The sequence below is a fragment of the Polynucleobacter kasalickyi genome (assembly GCF_900176405.1).
GTDB lineage: Bacteria > Pseudomonadota > Gammaproteobacteria > Burkholderiales > Burkholderiaceae > Polynucleobacter > Polynucleobacter kasalickyi.
Genome location: NZ_FWXJ01000006.1, coordinates 161,965 through 182,413, shown reverse-complemented (window position 1 = coordinate 182,413; position 20,449 = coordinate 161,965). Strand labels below are relative to the sequence as shown.

The following is a 20,449-nucleotide window of genomic DNA, read 5'->3' as shown; positions in this document are numbered from 1 at the left end:
ATCAATATTTAATGCAGATAGTTGGTTTAGTACTGATCGATTAGAAACTCTTTGCCAATCTTGATCCAATCCTCGGCTTCTTTTTTCAAGCTAAATTCGGTTAAAGGATGATTTTCAATCCATTTTTTTGAAATCGTCACTTTAAAACCTTTTGAGGTCTGTTGTACTAAAATTTCTGGCAACTCCTCACTCACCCTTCTTCTTGAAAGAAGAAAAGCCAGTCTCAAGCAAAACAGCATACGCCAATCCACAAAATTATTACTGGTATACACTTTCGCTAATTTACCAGTATGACCAATCAGGAGAGTTGATAAACGTGCTTGGTCATTTTTCGAAAAACCTGGCATATCTGCATTCGCAGAAATATAGGCAGAATGCTTGTGATAACCATTATGAGAGATGGTTAAGCCAATTTCATGAAGCCTAGCAGCCCAGCCAAGTAAAGATGTGTTATTAATCCTATCTTCATCAACTGGCATTGGGAACTGCTCTAAAAAGAAAATAGCTAGTTCCTCTACGCGCATCGCTTGCTCTACATCCACTCCATATCGTTTCATGAATTGTTCAACCGTGACAAAACGCATATCATGATGTTGAGCTCGCCCCAAGAAATCATATAAAACACCCATTCTTAGGGCTGCCTCTACGATTTCCATCGATTCAATTTTTAACTCATCAAACGCTGCAATCATAATGGCCAGACCACCAGGCAGTACAAGACGACGATCAGGCTTCAAACCAATTAATTTAGAGTTTTGCACAAATTCAGATTCAATCAGGCTTAACTTCAATAACTCTAAACTTTGGCGTGTAATGACACCGGCAGCTTCCACCCCAAAAGGATCTGTCTTTCGATCACTATGCACATCCAACCCATTCAGACTGATGAGTTCAGCAAGTGCTTTGGCGGTTCCTGAGGAGCCAATCACTTGGTCCCAACCTTTTTTTCTAAATTCTTTTGAGATGATTTGAATTTCTTGTCGAGCAGCTAATTCGGCTTGTTTAAAGTTGTATGAGTCCACAGCCCCATTGGCAAAGAATTTTTGGCTGTGGGATACACAACCAATATACAAACTTTCTAATAATTTCGGCTCGTAACCCTGCCCAATAATAAACTCGGTGGATCCGCCGCCAATATCAATGACTAATCGATTACCAGAATTAGCAGGTGCCCCATGGGAAGCGCCAATATAAACTAAACGGGCTTCTTCTTGCCCTGCTATCACTTCAATTGGAAACCCTAAAGCTAACTCTGCTTGAGCGATAAATTTAGATGCATTGCGGGCTACTCGGAAGGTATTGGTAGCAACCACCCGAACCTGCATTGGTGAAAAATTACGTAACCTTTCACCAAAACGTCTAATCGAATTCAGTCCCCGCGTAACTGCTTCTGCATCAAGATTTTTTTCGCTATCTAAACCGGCTGCGAGCTTAATCGAATCTCTGAGCGTATCCACTGGCCTTAACTGATAACCAGAAGGTGTTTCAACAATTTGCGCGATTACCATTCTAAAACTATTCGACCCCAAATCTACCGAGGCGATCAGTTTAGGTTCCGTATCCGCTTTTTGAGATGATTTTAATTCAAAGGCCATAATTGAGATTACTGGATATTAACGATAAGATAGTGTTTCATTTTAATGATAAAAGAGTGAAAATTTAATGAAGCCAAATATTTATTTCACACTACAATTTGATGAATGACAAATTACTTTATTCCTTTGCTTAATCGCGAATTGGGACAACTTGAATTCAACTCCAGGGTATTAGCTCAGGCCGAAGATCCAAACACGCCTTTGTTAGAGCGCCTAAAGTTTCTTTGCATTGTCTCGAGTAACATGGATGAGTTTTTTGAAATTCGCATGTCAGGAATCAAAGCGCAATTAGCAGACAATCCAGAAAAAATTCAAGCCGATGGTTTCTCGGTGGAGCAAGCTTATCTAGCAATCACCGAACAAGCTCATGTACTTGTGAAGAGAAAGTATGCGATTCTTCAAGAAAGCATCATGCCTGCCCTTAACCAAGAAAAGATTTTTTTTAAATTTCCAGCAAACTGGACGCCGAAACAATTGCGATGGGCAAAAAATTTCTTTCATAGGGAATTAGTCCCTTTAATCACTCCCATCGCATTAGATCCGGCCCATCCATTTCCAAGGGTCATTAATAAAAGTCTTAACTTTCTCGTTTCACTAGAAGGTAAAGATTCATTTGGCAGAAATGCAAACTTAGCCGTTGTTCAAGCTCCTAGATCATTACCAAGAGTAGTTAAATTACCAAGTCACTTGGAGTCAAATGGCGAAACAAGTTTTATTTTGTTGTCGTCCTTTATGCAAGCTTTTGTTCAGGAATTATTTCCAGGTATTAAAGTCACTGGTTGCTATCAATTCAGGGTGACTAGAAACTCCGATTTATTTGTTTCAGAGGATGATATTACGGATCTCCGGAGCGCTCTTGAAGGAGAGCTATCGACACGTCATTTTGGTGATGCTGTGCGCTTGGAAATAAACCATAGTATTCCTGACAACTTATTAGAGCGATTAAAGTCAGAATGCGAATTAAACGACGCAGATTGCTATAGGGTAAATGGACCGGTCAATTTGGTTCGCTTATTTCAATTACCAGATCTCATTGATCGTCCAGATTTGAAATACCCATTGGTAAAGCCACAATTACCTGCCATTTTTTCGCACCAGAATTCAATTTTTGACATTATTAATCAAAGTGATGTGTTGCTACATCACCCATATGAAAGTTTCACACCTGTCCTAGACCTGCTCAAGGAAGCCGCCAACGACCCAGCTGTTCTCGCCATTAAACAAACCGTTTATCGGACCGGAGATGAATCATTGGTCATGGATGCACTCATGGAAGCTGCTCGGAATGGTAAAGAAGTTACCGTCGTAGTAGAACTTTTAGCCAGGTTTGATGAACAAACGAACATGCAATGGGCTGCTAAGCTAGAGGCCGTTGGTGCCCACGTCATCTATGGTGTCGTAGGACATAAATGTCATGCAAAAATGCTGTTGATTGTGCGAAAAGAACTCATCACAAAAGGGTATGGCAAAGGTAAGTATCAACTCAAAAAATATGCCCATCTAGGTACGGGAAACTATCATCCACGCACGGCAAAACTATATACAGACTTTGGTCTATTAACCTGCGATGCTCAGATTACCAGTGATATGCACTATGTATTTCAGTTGCTGACCGGTACTGGTAAACAAGTTGCTTTGAAGAAGTTATGGCAATCTCCTTTTACGATGCAAGAAGAAATTATTAAAAGGATACGTGGAGAAATTAAAAATGCCAAGCTTGGAAAAAAGGCTTACGTGATAGCCAAGATGAATGCTCTACTAGAACCAAGTGTCATCCAAGAGTTATATCGAGCATCTCAAGCTGGCGTCAAAATTGATTTAATCGTTCGTGGCGTATGTGCATTAATGCCAGGAGTAAAAGGACTATCAGAAAACATTCGGGTACGATCTGTTATTGGCAGGTTTTTAGAACACCACCGTATTTATTATTTTTATGCCGATGGCATCGAAGATGTCTATTTATCTAGTGCAGACTGGATGGATAGAAACCTCTATCGTCGAGTTGAAGTAGCTTTTCCAGTAGAAAACCCAAGGCTTAAAACTAGAGTCATTCAAGAAGGCTTAAAAATGCTCTTGAAAGATAATCAAGCAGCTTGGGTAATGAATTCTGAGGGCAAATACCGCCGCCTAACCACTCGTAAAGCGAAACCGTATGTTGCTCAAGCCGAAGTACTAAGCGTCATCGAAAAATTGTCTCTGAACTAATTCAATTCAACTCAACTAAACGATCTTTTGGAAAGTGAATAGAAAAATCACTACCTACCGCTAGTTCACTTTCAATTTTTAAAACAGCGTTGTGCCTAGAGGCCACATGCTTCACGATGGCAAGTCCAAGCCCGGTTCCACCAGTGTCTCTAGATCGACTCCGATCCACTCGGTAAAAGCGCTCTGTAATTCTTGGAATGTGCTCAGAAGCTATCCCTATCCCTGAATCTTTGACAAAAAATACTCCGCCACCATCTTGATCAGACTTCCATTCAAAAATGATTTTTCCACCTTCTGGAGTGTATCGAATAGCATTCACAATCAAATTACCAAATGCAGATAACAGTTCACTATCAGAGCCTAAAATTGCCATCTTGAGCGAACAATTCGCTTCGATTAGGTGCTTACCTTGGGATAAACTTTTTGCATCGACGAGAAGTTTGTCAAATAAATCTTCGACAATTACTTTCGTGGTTTTTGAGGTTAAAGGGCTACTGTCGAGCCTAGTTAAAATTAAAAGTTCTTCTACCAAAGTCATCATCCGACTTGTCTGAGCATACATCAAATCAACATATCTACTTTGATCGACTTTAGAGATTTTTAAGTCTCGTAGCGTTTCTAAGAATCCACTCACAACGGTCAGAGGCGTTCTTAGCTCATGGGATACATTCGCCACAAAATCTTGCCGCATGGATTCATTTTTTTTCAGGATAGTAATGTCTTGACTCAATAAGAGCTTACGATTTTCACCATAAGGAAAAATCTGTACCATCAACATAAGACTCCCCTGCTCCCCCATAAAATCCAAGTGAAGCGGCCGACTAAAATCTCTGGCTTGCATATACAAAACAAATTGAGGATTGCGCAGTAAAAAAGTGACTGGTTGACCGGTATCTCGCAATGGATCTAGGCGAAAGTGTCCACGACAAATATTGTTACACCACTCGATATGATCATTTTCATCCAGCATAATCAAGCCATTGGGTGATGCCTGAATTGCTTGAATAAATTTATGATACTGAACTTCAGATTGAATAACTTCCTGACGCCAGATTTTTGATTTTTTTTCTAATTGATAATAAATTTCACGCCAAATACCAAGACCTCTTTTTTTACCGATTAAATCATCTTTTTGTAAGTTCGATAACAACTGAAATTTAAACCAAGACTCAACAAAACAATAGATAAATAACGCTAAAAATCCAAAATAAAAAGCAGCGGAAAAAGAGTAAAGTTCAGCCCACAAGAAACTAGCGATGCAAATTGCAAATGGAATAAACAGAGCTTTAAAAATCTCTCTGAACATAATTTATGGTTTTACGTTGTTAAAAATTGCACGAGAAATGCAAATGTCGAACGTGTAGTCAACATTTGCATTAACAATGAATACAGTCAAGTATTACACAACTGTGGAAGGATTCCTAGTGAGGCGATATCCGCTACCGCGAACTGTCTCAATCATCGTCTCACAGCCAACCGGTGCTAAAGCTGCACGGAGGCGCTTAATATGAACATCCACGGTTCGCTCTTCAACAAAGACGTGATCTCCCCAAACTTTGTCGAGTAATTGACCTCGAGCATGAACTCTTTCAGGGTTAGCCATTAAAAAACGTAACAACCTAAACTCTGTCGGGCCTAAATCAATCTTGATGGTTTCATCATCATTTTGGCAAGTAACGCGGTGAGTAGTTGGATCTAACTTTAAGGCATTAATCTCAATGACTTCATCCGTTAACTGAGGTGACTTTCTTCTCAACACCGCACGAATACGAGCAATTAATTCTTTTGGCGAAAATGGCTTGGTTAAATAATCATCAGCACCAGCATCTAAACCGGCGATCTTATCCATTTCTTCAGTTCTAGCGGTGAGAAAAATAATCGGAATATCTTTCGTTCTTTCGTTGCTACGGATTTCTTTGGCAAATTGAATGCCAGATTTACCAGGCAACATCCAATCTAGGACGATTAAATCAGGCAAAACCTCTTTCATCAGCATGGCGGCTTGATCTGCTTGAAATGCGCGTACTGGTAAAAAGCCTTCATGGCTTAAATTAACGGAAATTAATTCGGCAATGGAGGGTTCATCTTCAACAATAAGAATGCTACTAGCCATTTTATTTATTTGCCTCTTCAATTAATTTTGCGTGAGGAATATGGCGAACGTCCATACCCTTATCAACATAAATCACAAACTCAGCGATGTTTTTTGCATGATCCCCGATACGCTCTACCGCTTTGGCGATAAACAAAATTTCCAAAGCAGTAGAAATAATCCGTGGATCTTCACTCATGTAAGAGTTTAGTTTACGTACAAAACCTCTAAACTCATTATCAATCTCAATGTCGTCGGCCACAATTTGAGCCGCTGCTTTAGAGTCCATTCTAGCGAAAGCATCTAGTGACCTACGCAACAAGCCTAAGGCCATTTGACCGGCAATCCTGATCTCTGCAACGTTGATTTGATAAGGGGCATTGACATCCACTAATTTTCTTACTCGCGCCGCAATGTGATCTGCTTCATCGCCAACACGCTCTAAATTAGAAATTGCCTTTAACACTCCCATGACTAACCGTAAGTCTTTTGCCGTAGGCTGGCGACGCGCTAAAATTTCAGCACACTCAACATCAATTGCAACTTCATATGCATTAACAGACTTCTCTTTTTCCATTACCTCAGATGCAAGATCTGCGTCCATCGTTGAAAAAGATTTCATCGCAGATGCTAATTGAGACTCTACTAATCCACCCATTTCTAACATGTGTGCATTAATACTATTTAAATCAGCATCGAACTGGGATGATAAATGTTTATCTGGCATATAGACCTCTTGTAATTTTAGTTAACCAAATCGACCAGTAATATAGTCTTCTGTTTCTTCACGGTCTGGCTTTAAGAAAATCTGCTTAGTATCATTGAACTCAATCAACTCACCCAAGTACATAAAGGCAGTATAGTCGGAAATTCGGGCAGCTTGTTGCATATTATGGGTCACAATCGCAACGGTATAGTCTTTCTTGAGTTCGTGGACGAGTTCTTCAACTTTTCCTGTCGAGATCGGATCAAGGGCCGATGTGGGCTCATCCAACAACAATACTGTTGGCTTCACTGCGACTCCCCTTGCAATACACAAACGTTGTTGTTGACCACCAGATAAAGACAGGCCACTCTGATTTAATTTATCTTTTACTTCAGTCCAAAGAGCCGCTTTATTTAAGGCCCACTCGACACGCTCATCCATATCCGCTTTACTCAAGTTCTCGTATAACTTCACACCAAAGGCGATGTTGTCATAGATACTCATTGGAAACGGGGTTGGTTTTTGGAAAATCATTCCGACTTTGGATCTTAATAAATTTAAATCCAATTTAGGATTTAGGATGTCTTCACCATAAAGATTAATTTCACCTTCAGCTCGTTGACCTGGATACAAGTCATACATACGATTAAAGGTTCTTAATAAAGTCGATTTTCCGCAGCCAGATGGCCCAATGAAAGCGGTTACTTTGTTTTCAACAATGTTCAGATTAATTGATTTCAACCCCTTAAATTTTCCATAATAAAAATTTAAGTTTTTAACTTCAATAGCATTTTTTAAGTTAGCAGTTTCTAGCATTATGATTTCTCTCTAAAAAATACGCGGGCAAGAATATTGAGCCCTAAAACAGTTAAAGTAATGACTAAAGCTCCACCCCAAGCTAAATTCACCCAATTCTCATAAGGACTTAGAGCAAATTGGTAAATCACCACCGGCAAGTTAGCCATTGGTTTTGTCATATCAGTCGAGAAAAATTGATTATTGAGTGCCGTAAAGAGTAAAGGTGCTGTTTCACCACTGACCCTTGCTACTGCGAGTAATAAACCTGTAATAACCCCACTTTTTGCTGATCTCAGAATAATGGAAAAAGAAACTCGCCATTTTGGAGCACCTAAGGCATAGGCAGCCTCACGCAAGGTACTAGGGACTAGCCTTAACATGTTTTCAGTGGTCTTTAGTACCACAGGTACTGCAATTAAAGATAAAGCAATCGTACCAGCCACTCCAGAAAAATGCTTTACCTGAGCAACATAAATTGCGTAAACAAACAAACCAATGACGATTGAAGGTGCGGATAACATAATGTCATTCACAAACCTAGTAATACTTGCAATTCGACTTCTATCACCATATTCAGCCAAGAAAATTCCAGCTAGGACCCCAATTGGTGTGCTGATTAAAGTACAAGAAGCGACCATCATCAAACTACCGACAATTGCGTTTGCAAGCCCACCGCCAACCGACCCAGGGGCTGGAGTGCTATGGAAAAAGAAATCGTAACTTAAAGCCGCAAAACCTTTGGAAAAAAGAATAAATAAAATCCAAATTAGCGCAGCCATACCAATTAACATCGCTCCTAAAGATAGAGATAAGCCAACTGTATTGCGTATTTTTCTAGCTCTGTAAATATTGTTACTCATCGTTAATTTTTACTCCCTTGATTTTTTTCCATGTTAATCAGCATCCATTTAGCTGCAGCTAACACAAACAAAGTAATAATAAATAAAGTTAAGCCTAGGGCAAACAAAGAAGAGTAATGCAAACCAGGTTCAGCTTCGCCGAATTCATTCGCTAAGGTTGAAGCAATAGATGAGCCAGGAGAGAAGAGTGAAGGACTAATTCTATGCGCATTACCAATCACAAAAGTAACCGCCATTGTTTCACCAAGTGCCCGTCCAAGACCGAGCATAACGCCTCCAACAACCCCAGTTCGAGTGTAAGGAAGTACGACTCTTGTAACCACTTCCCAAGTTGTACAACCGATACCGTAGGCTGCTTCTTTTAAAACTGGGGGCACAATTTCAAACACGTCTCTCATTACGGATGTAATGAAAGGAATAATCATAAAAGCCAAAATGAGCGCTGCAGTTAATAAGCCAATACCATTAGGAGCGCCCTTAAATAGCACCCCAATCACTGGTACTTGCCCAATTGTTGAGGTCAGGAATGGTTGTACATAATCGGCATAAACAGGTGCGAAAACAAACAAGCCGAACATGCCATAAATAATCGAAGGAACAGCGGCAAGTAACTCAACAGCCGTTCCGAGAGGTCGTTTCAACCAACCTGGGCACATTTCCGTAAGAAATACTGAAATACCGAAACTAATTGGTACCGCTATAAGAAGAGCGATGACTGCTGTAACAAGCGTACCGTAAATAGAGTCAAGACCACCAAAATCGGAATTAACGACATCCCACTCATTGCGAAAGAAAAAACCTGGGCCATATTTAGCAAATGTTGGCCAAGCTGTAATGATCAGGGAAATAATAATTCCAGCCAAAACTACGAGTACAAGTGAAGCGAAAGTTAAAGTAACTTTATGGAAAATAAAATCCTGTAAACGCTGTTTCCGGATAATTTTCTTCATTTCCGGAGAAAGCTTAATTCCTTTGTTCACATCAGTATCTGACATCATATTTTCCATAAAAACTTAAGGTTGATTCAACATTAAATCGGTACTAAACACCCTAGCGATGACTAGGGTGTTTTTTTACAAATTACTTGATTTGAGTCCAAACGTTTTTGGCAATGTAGTTCACTACTGCATCAGGCAATGGCACATAGTCTAAAGCAGCTGCAATTGGATCTCCATCTTTGAATGCCCAAGTAAAGAACTTAATGACTTCAGCAGATTTCTCTTTGCTAGCTGGATCTTTGTACATCAAAATAAATGATGCTGCTGCAATCGGCCATGAATTAGCGCCTGGTTGTTGAGTCATTGAAATCCCCATACCTGGAGTACCCGCCCAGTTTGCACCAGCAGCAGCAGCTTTGAATGAATCTAAACTAGCACTGACAAAATTACCATTTAAATTCTTCATTTGTAATGAAGTCATATTGTTGATTTTTGCATAAGCATATTCAACATAACCAATCGAACCTTTAACGCGTGTGACGTTCGCCGAGACACCTTCATTACCTTTGCCACCAACAGTCGAAACGGCTGGCCACTTCACGGTAGCACCAGAACCAACTTTCTCTGCCCACATTTTGCTAGCTTTTGAAAGGTAGTCAGTGAACACTGCTGTCGTTCCAGATCCATCTGAACGAGTAACTACGGTAATTGCTTGATCAGGTAATTTAACGCCAGGATTTAGAGCCGCAATTTTAGGGTCATTCCAATTTGAAATATCGCCAGCAAAAATCAAAGCAATCGTCTCACCATCTAATCTGAGTTGGCCTGGCTTAAATCCTGCTAAGTTAACTACTGGCACAACACCGCCAATAATCGCTGGGAACTGAACCATACCACTCTTTTCTAAGTCTTCCCCTTTTAAAGGAGCATCAGTAGCACCGAAATCTACTGTTTTTTCACGAATTTGCTTGATGCCACCAGAAGAACCAATCGAAGCATAGTTCACGTTATTTTTAGTTTCTTTTTTGTACTCCTCAGCCCACTTGCTGTATACGGGGGCTGGAAATGAAGCCCCAGCGCCAGTAACATCAGCCGCGATAGCTTGAAATGAACCAACTAATATTGACCCAACTAATAATGCATTGGTAATTTGATTTCGCATATTTTCCTCACGATTTATTTAGCAACAGAATAGTGATACTTTAAATGATGAATATGAGGGAAATATGACAAAATTTTAATATGTCATATTAATTTTATAAAACCATATAAAACAATTACTTAATATCCGAGTGGAATTTGATCAGCAATCAATTTGGCGTATTTTTGCGCCATTTCTTTCTCGTTTGCTTCCACCATGACTCTCAAAACCGGTTCCGTTCCAGAGGGACGCAGTAAAACTCGCCCCATTCCCGACAGTTCATCTTCAGAGGTTTTAACTACCTTTGCTAGATTTTCGTCAGATTTAAAGTCATAACCTAGTTTAAATTTCACATTGATTAATACTTGTGGATATAGAGGAACTGCAGCTAACCGATCTAAAATAGCGCCCTTGGTTCTACAAATAGAAGATAGCATTTGAAGGGCTGCCACGATGCCATCACCCGTACTGTGTTTGTCTAAAAACAATAGATGACCTGATCCTTCACCGCCGATCAGCCACCCATTCTTTTTCAGTTTCTCCAGCACATAACGATCCCCAACAGCGGCTCTTTCAAAGGGCACGCCTAAAGCTTTAAATGCATTTTCAATCGCTAAATTAGTCATCAAGGTACCAACAACACCAGGCACTTTAATACCCATCTCTAAACGGTCTTTAACTGCCAAATAAAGTAGTTGATCGCCATTAAACAAATTCCCGTTTTTATCAATGAGCTGCAATCGATCGGCATCACCATCTAGCGCAATCCCATAATCAGACTGTGTTTCTAAGACCTTATCAATACATGCTTGCGGGGATGTGGCACCAAAACCATCATTAATATTCATGCCATTAGGTTGATTACCAATCGGGATGACCTCTGCACCTAACTCATGAAATACATGCCGAGCAATATGGTAAGCAGCACCATTCGCAGTATCTACAACGAGCTTTAAGTTGAATAAATTCGAGTCGTTTGGAAAGGTACTTTTACAAAACTCAATATATCTTCCCGCCGCATCATCTAATCGACGCACTTTACCCAGTAAATCTGAAGAGCAACAGACTAAAGGTTCAGAAATCGCTTCTTCAATTTCAAGTTCAATTGAATCCGGTAATTTATCACCTGATGAAGTAAAAAATTTAATCCCGTTATCTTGATAGGGATTATGGGATGCTGAAATAACAACTCCAGCAGTCAAGCGTAAAGTCCTTGTTAAATAAGCAATGCCCGGCGTCGGTATGGGTCCACACAAGACAACATCCACACCTGCAGCACAGAAACCCGCCTCCAGCGCAGACTCCAACATATAGCCTGAAATACGAGTATCTTTGCCAATGAGAACCGTTTGACGACCATTGCCATCCCAATACTTTGAAAAAACGCGTCCTGCCGCATACCCGAGTTGCATGACGAAATCAGGACTAATCGGGGATTTTCCAACTTCACCTCGAATACCATCCGTTCCAAAATATTTTTTTGCCATTCGATTCATCTCTCTATTCAATTGCAATTGACTCATTACTTAAAGCAGTCCAAACTTTAATTGCCTGAACGCTTTCCTTGACATCGTGCACACGCAGTACTTTAGCACCCCTTTGAATACCAAATAACATGGCAGCAATACTGGCAACAGTCCTGTCTTCAAGATCAGAACCAATCAACTTACCCAACGTACTTTTCCTGGACATCCCAACCAAAATGGGAAGCCCAAAATGTTGGAATGATTCTAATTGATTTAGCAACATCAAATTATGTTTTGCGGTTTTACCAAAGCCAAAGCCGGGATCAATACAAATTCGGTCCAAACTAACCCCATGAGTATTTAACTGCTGAACATTTTCTCGGAAAAAATGATTTACTTCACTAATTACGTCCTCATACACCGGACGAATCTGCATTGTTTTTGGATCATTTTGCATATGCATCAAACATAAACCAACGGAGGAATGATCAATCGCTACTTGCTGATTTGCTGGACTAGAGAAACCAGAAATATCATTCAAAATATCAACCCCAGCTTTCACTGCTAAGGACATCGTTGAAGCTTTGTATGAGTCAAGTGATAACGCTACTTTAGCCCCTTGCAGCGCCTCGATAATTGGCAGTACTCGATCTTGCTCCTCGGCCTCTGAGACGGTGGCGGCGCCTGGTTTAGAGGACTCCCCGCCAATATCAATAATCTGCGCACCATCCTCAATCATTTGGTAGGCATGGTCTATGGCTATTCGAGGATTGAAATACTTTCCACCATCAGAAAAGGAGTCGGGCGTGACATTGAGAATACCCATGACAACGGGCAATTGTCGACCCTCAAGTGGTTGGCCTTCATTACCCAACCACTTGAAATAAAAACGCCCGCAACGCCAGGTTACGGGCTTTAGATTACTTAATTCCATACAAGTTCAACTTAAACTGTCGCGGGTGAACTACCTTTAGCCGGGTTTGCTGAATTACCACCATCCCCATTGGTGGGATTCACCCCCGTTGTTGGATCTTGACTTGGCTTTGGTGGACGTGGTGTATTGCCCCCCATAATATCGTTGACTTGATCAGCATCAATGGTTTCCCATTCTAATAGAGCAACCACCATTGCTTCAACCTTGTCACGATTATTCTCTAACAGTTGTTTAGCTAGGGCATATTGCTGATCTAACAAAGAACGAATCTCCGCATCAACTTTTTGTTGAGTAACCTCTGATACTGTCTTCGAATTCATACGCCCAAATACACTATCAGACTCTGTGTCGACATAAACCATCGTGCCTAATGACTCGCTCATCCCGTAACGAGTTACCATATCTCTTGCCAGCTTGGTAGCACGCTCAAAGTCATTCGAAGCGCCCGTACTCATCGAGTTCAAGAATACTTCTTCAGCAGCACGGCCTCCAAATAAAATAGCCAAATCCTCGAGCATCCGATCTTTGTATAAATTCACCCGATCAAATTCCGGTAACTGCCAAGTAACGCCCAATGCCATACCACGCGGCATGATAGTTACCTTATGCACCGGATCAGCTTTTGGCAACAACTTTGCCACGACAGCATGACCTGATTCATGATATGCAGTATTGCGACGCTCATCCTCACGCATAACCGCAGATTTACGCTCTGGGCCCATGTAGATCTTGTCTTTAGCGTCTTCAAAATCAATCATTTCAACCGCACGTTTATTTCTTCTCGCGGCAAATAAAGCAGCTTCGTTTACCAAGTTTGCAAGATCTGCTCCAGAGAATCCCGGCGTACCACGAGCTAGGATTGCAGCATCCACATCCGCATCAATTGGAACTTTACGCATATGTACTTTTAAAATTTGCTCACGACCACGAATGTCTGGTAAACCGACATAAACTTGACGATCAAATCGACCAGGTCTGAGTAAAGCCTTATCTAGAACATCGGATCGATTGGTTGCAGCAATCACAATGACGCCGCTATTTGCTTCAAAACCATCCATCTCGACCAACATCTGGTTGAGTGTTTGTTCGCGTTCATCGTTGCCACCACCAGTGCCTGCACCGCGGTGACGACCCACGGCATCGATCTCATCAATAAAGATAATGCATGGTGATTGTTTCTTGGCGTTTTCGAACATATCGCGAACTCTAGCTGCACCAACACCCACGAACATTTCTACAAAGTCAGAACCTGAAATAGAAAAGAAAGGAACCTTTGCTTCGCCTGCAATAGCACGAGCTAAGAGTGTTTTACCGGTACCAGGAGGGCCAACCAACAAAACCCCGCGTGGAATTCTGCCACCTAATTTTTGAAATTTAGTAGGATCCTTGAGGAAGTCTACTAATTCAGCAACTTCACTTTTTGCTTCATCGCAACCAGCAACATCCGTAAAGTTCACCGGGTTACTATTTTCGTCAATCAAACGAGCTTTTGACTTGCCAAATGAGAAAGCTCCACCCTTACCGCCACCTTGCATTTGGCGCATCATGAAAAACCAGAAACCAATGATCAATAGTGTGGGACCTAAATAATAGAGTGCAGATACAAAAACACTTGGCTCATCCTCCGCTTTGCCGGTTACCTGCACACCGAACTTCATGAGTTCGCCAACCATCCAAATATCGCCTGGAGAAATAATGCTGTACTTGTTACCATCAGATGCGGTCACTTGCAGGTTTCTACCTTGCACGTCAACCCGTTTGATTTTGCCGACCTTGGCATCATCCATGAACTGGGAATAAGTCAGTTGATCCTGAGCACGAGGTTTGTCAAACTGCTTAAAGAAAGTAAATACGACTAAAGCAACAATCAGCCAAATGCCGACTTTTTGCATCATTTGATTATTCAAAATAACTCCAATGGATAAAATTAAGGTTCTTCACCTTATAAGTAATTCTACTATCCTTCATTTTCAAGTGCTAGATATGAATTTATTTTACTATTTTTGCCTTATTTTCTCTGTAGGTCAATGTTTTCAGTAACTTAGAGAAAAATCTATACCGTCTTCAAAAACCTTCCTAGTAGAAAGGTTTCTGCGGATCGATCCCTAGATGCTTTTGGTTTTCGTGGAGCGACCACTTTAAATACTTTTTTAAATGATTCTACTATTTGACTATAGCCACTACCGTGGAAACATTTGATTAACAAAGCACCTTCCGGGGTCAGGTGTTTCTGCGCAAACTCTAGGGCTAATTCAGCTAAATGTCCCATCCTAGCAGCATCTGCGACGGCCACGCCAGATAAGTTAGGCGCCATATCAGATAAGACTAAGTGTACCCTTCTAAGGTCTGGACTTGCGCCACCTGGTAAGGCCATTTCTAACTCCTGAAAAACGCTATCTTCTCGAAAGTCACCTTGAATAAATAGCACGTCAGCAACCGGATCCATTGGTAATAAATCAATCGCAATAACTGTGCCATCGGGTTTACCATCAGCAATCTCTGCATTTTTTTTACCTAAATCGGTCAAGCGATTTCGTGCATATTGGCTCCAACTACCAGGCGCACTACCCAAGTCAACAATAACCATTCCTGGTTTAATTAAGTGATCTTGTTCGTCAATTTCCTTTAATTTAAAGGCCGCGCGCGCACGATACCCCTCCCTTTGTGCCATTTTGACATAGGGGTCATTAAGGTGGTCTTGCAACCAGTCTTTGTTAAATTTATTCTTCGACATAATAAAAACTAAAAAAAGGCTTTAAGTGTTGGTTCAAGTGAGAGATAATACACCTCTATGACTATTTTAGAAATTGATTCTTCCACACGTTCGGACCTACGTTCGCAAGCCCACTCACTTTCTCCTACTGTAATGATAGGTGCTGATGGCCTAACACCTGCAGTAATCAAGGAAGCTGACCATGCCCTACACTCGCACCAACTGATTAAAATCAGAGTTTTAGGGGATGATCGCGAAGCAAGACTGGCTATTTATGATCAAGTTTGCGATCAGTTAGAAGCAGCTAAAGTTCAACATATAGGTAAGTTATTGGTGATTTATCGCCCTCAAATCCTTACAAATGAAGAGTTAAAAAATCTTCAAAGTAAATCGTCCAATCATAAAAGAAATGACGAAGGATTTGGTGCGCCTAGAACCGTGATGGTGAAAAAATACACACGTAACCCTCAAAAACGACCTAAGCCTGTTGCTACCAGAGTTTTAGGGAATGAACGGGTTGCCGCCGGTGGCCAGCTCAAAAGAGCTAAAGCACGTCAACCTAGCATTAAAAAGCGCAATTTAGGTTAATTTTCTTTACTTGATTTCTTCCTTGCTTAATTCTTGATTGGAAGAATTAAAAACAAGGCTCTAGGCAAATACTAATGAGTAACTCATGTCATGTTTTTATCACTTTGATAAAACTCAAAATGGGTTCATGCTTTGATCAGGCTTGAACTTTAGAAACTCTCCAGAAAATAAAGCTAAGTAAACACATTTCAATTAAAAAGATACTACTGGAAACTCCATGTAGTATTTTAAAAAATCCTGCCTGATTAGATAATAAAACGGGAAAACCGGTAGATAAAGTATTCTCCCGAATTGCGACCATCCAAGGTTGAACCACAAAAGTACCCAACATGGTTAAAACCAGTGTAAGCAACAACAGCCAGCGAATCAATCGGTATTGTTTAAACCCACGTCGAACTAATGTATTGGCAAATACCAGCAAAATCATACCAAGGGTAATACTCAAAAAGCCCGTATTTTTGAAAATTTGCCCAGCCACCATACCGGCAACTTGCTTATCCGTTAAATAACTAAAAACAGTCATCGGCACCAGCAAGCCAACGGCAAACATCAAACCAACCCAAGTTCCGATCAACATCACGAATACGCGTTGAGAGTTACTAAAGGGGTTTGACATTAGGGGTTTGACATTAACTGTTAGGAATTAATTAAATATATTGAACGGCAAAAATCTCAACTTCACGCTCTCCCCCTGGAGTAGAGATTTTTACTACATCACCGGCTTCTTTACGAATGAGTGCTCTAGCAATCGGTGAGCTAATTGAAATTTTATTGACTTCGATGTCAGCCTCATCATCTCCGACAATTTGGTAAATCATTTTATTGCCTGTGTTTAAGTCTTCTAGCTCAACTGTCGCACCAAAAACAACTTTACCGTCAGCATCAATCAATGCCGGATCAATAATTTGCGCAGCAGATAGTTTGCCTTCAATTTCTTGAATACGTCCTTCAATAAAAGCCTGCTTTTCTTTGGCCGCATCATATTCTGCATTTTCAGATAAATCACCCTGAGCGCGAGCCTCTGAAATTGCAATGACTACGGCAGGACGTTCAATATGCTTTAAGCGATGTAATTCATCTTTCAGACGCTCTGCACCAACAACCGTTACGGGAATAGTAGTCATAAAATTCGTTCCAAATAAAACTTCAAAATTTAAATATTAATGTAGTGATTTATGCAATGTTTGCAAATCATAAACTTCTAATTCGTTAATGGCACCCAAACCTTCTACTACTGCAGCTGCAGCACTAATAGTAGTGTAATAGGTTACCTTATTGGCCTGTGAAGTAGTCCGAATGGATCTTGAGTCGGCAATTTCACTTCGATTCTCGTCAACAGTGGTAAATACCAAAGAAATCTCGCCATTTTTGATCATATCAACAATGTCAGGTCGCCCTTCTTTAACTTTATTGACGGTACGAACTGGAATTCCTGCAGCTTCAATCGCTTTTGCAGTACCCCGAGTCGCAACCAATGGGTAACCCATTTTATGTAACATCATAGCCACTTCAACCGCCCGCTTCTTATCCCTATTTTTAACAGAGAGTAAAACCGTGCCACTTTCAGGTAGCAAGGTACTTGCAGCCATTTGCGATTTAAACAATGCCTCACCAAAGGTTTTACCAACGCCCATCACTTCGCCAGTAGAGCGCATTTCAGGACCTAAAATTGGATCAACCCCAGGAAATTTATTAAATGGGAAAACAGCTTCTTTCACAGAGAAATAACCAGGGATAACCTCTTCCCCAATACCTTGTTCATCGAGGGACTGTCCGACCATACAGCGTGCAGCAATCTTCGCCAATTGCAAACCAGTTGCTTTGGAAACAAAAGGTACTGTTCTAGAAGCTCTTGGATTGACTTCCAACACGTAAACGACATCCTTACCATCATTTTGCTGAATGGCAAACTGCACATTCATCAAACCAACCACGTTTAAGCCTTTAGCCATCGCGGCAGTTTGGCGACGCAATTCTTGAATCGTTTCTTGAGATAATGAGTATGGCGGTAAAGAACAAGCAGAGTCACCGGAATGGACTCCAGCCAGTTCAATGTGTTCCATGACGCCCCCAATGAAGACACGCTCCCCATCAGAGATACAATCCACATCACACTCAATAGCATCATCCAAAAAGCGATCCAATAAAACGGGTGAGTCATGAGATACCTTGACGGCTTCGCGCATATAACGCTCTAAATCATGCACATCGTTCACTATTTCCATAGCACGACCACCTAATACATAAGAAGGTCTAACTACCAAAGGATAACCAATTTCTACGGATAAGCGAATTGCTTCTGATTCAGTTCTCGCAGTTCTATTCGGAGGTTGTAAAAGATTCAAGTCATTCAACAACTTTTGGAATCTTTCACGATCTTCCGCAGCATCAATCATATCTGGCGAAGTACCAATAATTGGTACACCATTTGCTTCTAAATCTAAGGCTAACTTCAAAGGTGTTTGACCGCCGTACTGAACAATCACTCCCAAAGGATTTTCGAGGGCGACAATTTCTAATACATCTTCTAAAGTGAGTGATTCAAAATACAACCTGTCAGAGGTGTCGTAATCCGTTGAAACAGTTTCAGGGTTACAGTTAACCATGATAGTTTCATAGCCATCTTCACGCATGGCTAAGGCAGCATGTACACAACAATAGTCAAATTCAATACCTTGACCGATACGGTTCGGTCCACCACCTAAGACCATGATTTTTTTACGATCCGTAGGACGAGATTCACATTCGGCTCCAAGTTGCTCATACGTAGAATACATATAGGCTGTGTTGGTTGAAAACTCTGCCGCACAGGTGTCTACCCTTTTATAAACGGGGCGAATTTCCAACTCATGACGACGTAATCGAACAGAAGTAGGATCGCATTTCATTAAAGTAGCTAATCTTCTATCAGAGAAACCTTTTTGTTTAATCAACCTTAATTCTTTTTCTGTCAATTCTTGCAATTGTTTTTTACGAATTAACTCTTCAAGGCCAACTAATTCTTGAATTTGGTGCAAGAACCAAGGGTCAATCGAGGTATAGTTAAATACTTCTTCAATACTAAGACCTTGCCTAAAAGCATCAGCCACATACCAAATTCTGTCAGGACCAGGCGCCCTAATTTCAGCGATAATTTGGTGAATATCAGAGCTCACTTCATCCAAGCCATCCATTCCGACTTCTAAACCTCTAAGTGCTTTCTGAAATGACTCTTGGAAAGTTCTACCAATTGCCATCACCTCACCAACTGATTTCATTTGAGTCGTTAGATGTTTGTCTGCTTCACGAAATTTCTCAAAGGCAAAACGAGGGACTTTAGTGACAACATAATCGATTGATGGCTCAAAAGAGGCAGGGGTTGCACCACCAGTAATCTCATTTTGCAATTCATCCAAGGTAAATCCAACAGCTAATTTGGCTGCAATCTTCGCAATTGGGAAGCCAGTTGCTTTGGATGCTAATGCGGATGACCTTGAAACTCTTGGATTCATTTCAATCACAATCATTCGACCGTCTTTTGGATTTACTGAAAACTGAACATTCGAACCACCAGTATCTACCCCAATTTCACGCAATACTGCCAATGAAGCATTACGCATGATTTGATACTCACGATCAGTGAGCGTTTGTGCAGGTGCAACGGTGATCGAATCGCCAGTATGAACGCCCATTGGATCTAAATTTTCAATCGAACAAACGATAATACAATTATCATTTTTGTCCCGCACGACTTCCATCTCGTACTCTTTCCAACCCAGTAAAGACTCTTCAATCAACAGTTCATGGGTTGGTGAAAGATCCAAGCCTCTCTTACAAATCTCTTCGAATTCTTCCCGATTGTAGGCAATACCACCGCCAGAACCACCCATCGTGAAAGAAGGACGAATGATCACGGGATAACCACTACCACCTGTAATTTTAGCGATTTTTTGTTGAACATCTTGGGCTTCAACCCAAGAATGGGCCACATCTGAAGTTGCAGAACCAAGACCAATCTTCGTCATCGCCTGCTTAAACTTTTGCCGATCTTCAGCTTTGTCAATCGCTTCTGGAGATGCGCCAATTAATTCGCATCCATATTTTTCTAGAATACCGTGACGGTGGAGATCAAGTGCACAATTAAGTGCAGTTTGACCGCCCATCGTCGGCAAAATTGCATCCGGTTGTTCTTTCGCAATAATCTTTTCAACTACTTCCCAAGTAATCGGCTCGATGTAAGTTACATCTGCCATCTCTGGGTCTGTCATGATCGTTGCTGGATTGCTATTAACTAGAATTACCTTATAACCTTCGGAACGAAGTGATTTACAGGCCTGAGCTCCTGAATAGTCAAATTCACAAGCCTGACCAATAATAATTGGACCAGCACCAATGATCAAAATACTTTTTATGTCGGTACGCTTGGGCATTTAA

At 40.9% G+C, this 20,449-nt stretch carries 17 protein-coding genes; 2 read left to right on the top strand and 15 right to left on the bottom strand.

The window, feature by feature from the left end; all coding sequences use genetic code 11:
• Nucleotides 1–26: 26 nt before the first annotated feature.
• On the bottom strand, nucleotides 27–1,595 hold the full coding sequence (locus tag B8983_RS07400) for a Ppx/GppA phosphatase family protein (protein WP_200806878.1): 1,569 nt from the start codon (nucleotides 1,593–1,595) through the stop codon (nucleotides 27–29).
• Nucleotides 1,596–1,700: 105 nt separating this feature from the next.
• On the opposite strand from B8983_RS07400, the gene ppk1 reads away from it, so the two are divergent.
• A complete protein-coding gene (gene ppk1 / locus B8983_RS07395) occupies nucleotides 1,701–3,800 on the top strand; it encodes a polyphosphate kinase 1 (protein WP_084283498.1) in 2,100 nt (699 codons plus the stop codon).
• A gap of 1 nt (nucleotide 3,801) precedes the next feature.
• Here the strand turns inward: ppk1 and phoR are convergent, their stop codons facing one another.
• The 11 genes from phoR to B8983_RS07340 all read right to left on the bottom strand — a co-directional run bounded on the left by phoR (nucleotide 3,802) and on the right by B8983_RS07340 (nucleotide 15,469).
• Entirely contained in the window at nucleotides 3,802–5,106 is a 1,305-nt protein-coding gene (gene phoR, locus B8983_RS07390) for a phosphate regulon sensor histidine kinase PhoR (protein WP_084283497.1), read from the bottom strand.
• A gap of 93 nt (nucleotides 5,107–5,199) precedes the next feature.
• Complete coding sequence (gene phoB / locus B8983_RS07385) at nucleotides 5,200–5,913, bottom strand: phosphate regulon transcriptional regulator PhoB (protein WP_084283496.1); 714 nt, start codon at nucleotides 5,911–5,913, stop codon at nucleotides 5,200–5,202.
• A gap of 1 nt (nucleotide 5,914) precedes the next feature.
• Nucleotides 5,915–6,619 carry a phosphate signaling complex protein PhoU gene (gene phoU / locus B8983_RS07380; RefSeq protein ID WP_084283495.1) on the bottom strand — a complete coding sequence of 235 codons (705 nt, stop codon included), beginning with the start codon at nucleotides 6,617–6,619 and terminating at the stop codon, nucleotides 5,915–5,917.
• A 21-nt stretch (nucleotides 6,620–6,640) separates the two neighbouring features.
• Nucleotides 6,641–7,414, bottom strand: a complete 774-nt coding sequence (pstB, locus tag B8983_RS07375) for a phosphate ABC transporter ATP-binding protein PstB (protein ID WP_084283494.1) — start codon at nucleotides 7,412–7,414, stop codon at nucleotides 6,641–6,643.
• Nucleotides 7,414–8,256 carry a phosphate ABC transporter permease PstA gene (gene pstA, locus B8983_RS07370; RefSeq protein WP_084283493.1) on the bottom strand — a complete coding sequence of 281 codons (843 nt, stop codon included), beginning with the start codon at nucleotides 8,254–8,256 and terminating at the stop codon, nucleotides 7,414–7,416. The genes pstB and pstA overlap by 1 nt, the downstream gene beginning before the upstream one ends.
• A gap of 2 nt (nucleotides 8,257–8,258) precedes the next feature.
• Nucleotides 8,259–9,251, bottom strand: a complete 993-nt coding sequence (gene pstC / locus B8983_RS07365; protein WP_084283492.1) for a phosphate ABC transporter permease subunit PstC — start codon at nucleotides 9,249–9,251, stop codon at nucleotides 8,259–8,261.
• Between the two features lie 85 nt (nucleotides 9,252–9,336).
• Nucleotides 9,337–10,356: a phosphate ABC transporter substrate-binding protein PstS gene (pstS, locus tag B8983_RS07360; RefSeq protein ID WP_084283491.1), complete on the bottom strand. Its 1,020-nt coding sequence runs from the start codon at nucleotides 10,354–10,356 to the stop codon at nucleotides 9,337–9,339.
• Between the two features lie 119 nt (nucleotides 10,357–10,475).
• Nucleotides 10,476–11,822, bottom strand: coding sequence for a phosphoglucosamine mutase (glmM, locus tag B8983_RS07355; protein ID WP_084283527.1), 1,347 nt, complete (start codon nucleotides 11,820–11,822; stop codon nucleotides 10,476–10,478).
• Nucleotides 11,823–11,835: 13 nt separating this feature from the next.
• Nucleotides 11,836–12,735: a dihydropteroate synthase gene (gene folP / locus B8983_RS07350; RefSeq protein WP_084283490.1), complete on the bottom strand. Its 900-nt coding sequence runs from the start codon at nucleotides 12,733–12,735 to the stop codon at nucleotides 11,836–11,838.
• An 11-nt stretch (nucleotides 12,736–12,746) separates the two neighbouring features.
• Nucleotides 12,747–14,642, bottom strand: a complete 1,896-nt coding sequence (gene ftsH, locus B8983_RS07345; RefSeq protein ID WP_084283489.1) for an ATP-dependent zinc metalloprotease FtsH — start codon at nucleotides 14,640–14,642, stop codon at nucleotides 12,747–12,749.
• Between the two features lie 146 nt (nucleotides 14,643–14,788).
• Nucleotides 14,789–15,469 (bottom strand): RlmE family RNA methyltransferase, encoded by a 681-nt coding sequence (locus tag B8983_RS07340; protein ID WP_084283488.1) that lies wholly within the window; start codon nucleotides 15,467–15,469, stop codon nucleotides 14,789–14,791.
• Between the two features lie 57 nt (nucleotides 15,470–15,526).
• Between B8983_RS07340 and B8983_RS07335 the strand changes: the two genes are divergently transcribed.
• Complete coding sequence (locus tag B8983_RS07335; RefSeq protein ID WP_084283487.1) at nucleotides 15,527–16,036, top strand: YhbY family RNA-binding protein; 510 nt, start codon at nucleotides 15,527–15,529, stop codon at nucleotides 16,034–16,036.
• Between the two features lie 136 nt (nucleotides 16,037–16,172).
• On the opposite strand, the gene B8983_RS07330 is transcribed toward B8983_RS07335, so the two are convergent.
• The 3 genes from B8983_RS07330 to carB are packed head-to-tail and all read right to left on the bottom strand — an operon-like array spanning nucleotide 16,173 to nucleotide 20,445.
• Nucleotides 16,173–16,652 carry a DUF4149 domain-containing protein gene (locus B8983_RS07330; protein ID WP_084283486.1) on the bottom strand — a complete coding sequence of 160 codons (480 nt, stop codon included), beginning with the start codon at nucleotides 16,650–16,652 and terminating at the stop codon, nucleotides 16,173–16,175.
• 31 nt (nucleotides 16,653–16,683) lie between these two features.
• The gene (gene greA / locus B8983_RS07325; RefSeq protein ID WP_084283485.1) at nucleotides 16,684–17,160 is read right to left on the bottom strand and encodes a transcription elongation factor GreA; all 477 of its coding nucleotides are present in this window, start codon (nucleotides 17,158–17,160) and stop codon (nucleotides 16,684–16,686) included.
• Nucleotides 17,161–17,196: 36 nt separating this feature from the next.
• Complete coding sequence (carB, locus tag B8983_RS07320; protein ID WP_084283484.1) at nucleotides 17,197–20,445, bottom strand: carbamoyl-phosphate synthase large subunit; 3,249 nt, start codon at nucleotides 20,443–20,445, stop codon at nucleotides 17,197–17,199.
• Between the last annotated feature and the right edge of the window lie 4 nt (nucleotides 20,446–20,449).

What these genes read in the sequence shown, in the direction of transcription:
- B8983_RS07400 (WP_200806878.1), bottom strand. Translation starts at nt 1,595, where the DNA reads ATGGCCTTTGAATTAAAATCATCTCAAAAAGCGGATACGGAACCTAAA.
- ppk1 (WP_084283498.1), top strand. Translation starts at nt 1,701, where the DNA reads ATGACAAATTACTTTATTCCTTTGCTTAATCGCGAATTGGGACAACTT.
- phoR (WP_084283497.1), bottom strand. Translation starts at nt 5,106, where the DNA reads ATGTTCAGAGAGATTTTTAAAGCTCTGTTTATTCCATTTGCAATTTGC.
- phoB (WP_084283496.1), bottom strand. Translation starts at nt 5,913, where the DNA reads ATGGCTAGTAGCATTCTTATTGTTGAAGATGAACCCTCCATTGCCGAA.
- phoU (WP_084283495.1), bottom strand. Translation starts at nt 6,619, where the DNA reads ATGCCAGATAAACATTTATCATCCCAGTTCGATGCTGATTTAAATAGT.
- pstB (WP_084283494.1), bottom strand. Translation starts at nt 7,414, where the DNA reads ATGCTAGAAACTGCTAACTTAAAAAATGCTATTGAAGTTAAAAACTTA.
- pstA (WP_084283493.1), bottom strand. Translation starts at nt 8,256, where the DNA reads ATGAGTAACAATATTTACAGAGCTAGAAAAATACGCAATACAGTTGGC.
- pstC (WP_084283492.1), bottom strand. Translation starts at nt 9,251, where the DNA reads ATGTCAGATACTGATGTGAACAAAGGAATTAAGCTTTCTCCGGAAATG.
- pstS (WP_084283491.1), bottom strand. Translation starts at nt 10,356, where the DNA reads ATGCGAAATCAAATTACCAATGCATTATTAGTTGGGTCAATATTAGTT.
- glmM (WP_084283527.1), bottom strand. Translation starts at nt 11,822, where the DNA reads ATGGCAAAAAAATATTTTGGAACGGATGGTATTCGAGGTGAAGTTGGA.
- folP (WP_084283490.1), bottom strand. Translation starts at nt 12,735, where the DNA reads ATGGAATTAAGTAATCTAAAGCCCGTAACCTGGCGTTGCGGGCGTTTT.
- B8983_RS07340 (WP_084283488.1), bottom strand. Translation starts at nt 15,469, where the DNA reads ATGTCGAAGAATAAATTTAACAAAGACTGGTTGCAAGACCACCTTAAT.
- B8983_RS07335 (WP_084283487.1), top strand. Translation starts at nt 15,527, where the DNA reads ATGACTATTTTAGAAATTGATTCTTCCACACGTTCGGACCTACGTTCG.
- B8983_RS07330 (WP_084283486.1), bottom strand. Translation starts at nt 16,652, where the DNA reads ATGTCAAACCCCTTTAGTAACTCTCAACGCGTATTCGTGATGTTGATC.
- greA (WP_084283485.1), bottom strand. Translation starts at nt 17,160, where the DNA reads ATGACTACTATTCCCGTAACGGTTGTTGGTGCAGAGCGTCTGAAAGAT.
- carB (WP_084283484.1), bottom strand. Translation starts at nt 20,445, where the DNA reads ATGCCCAAGCGTACCGACATAAAAAGTATTTTGATCATTGGTGCTGGT.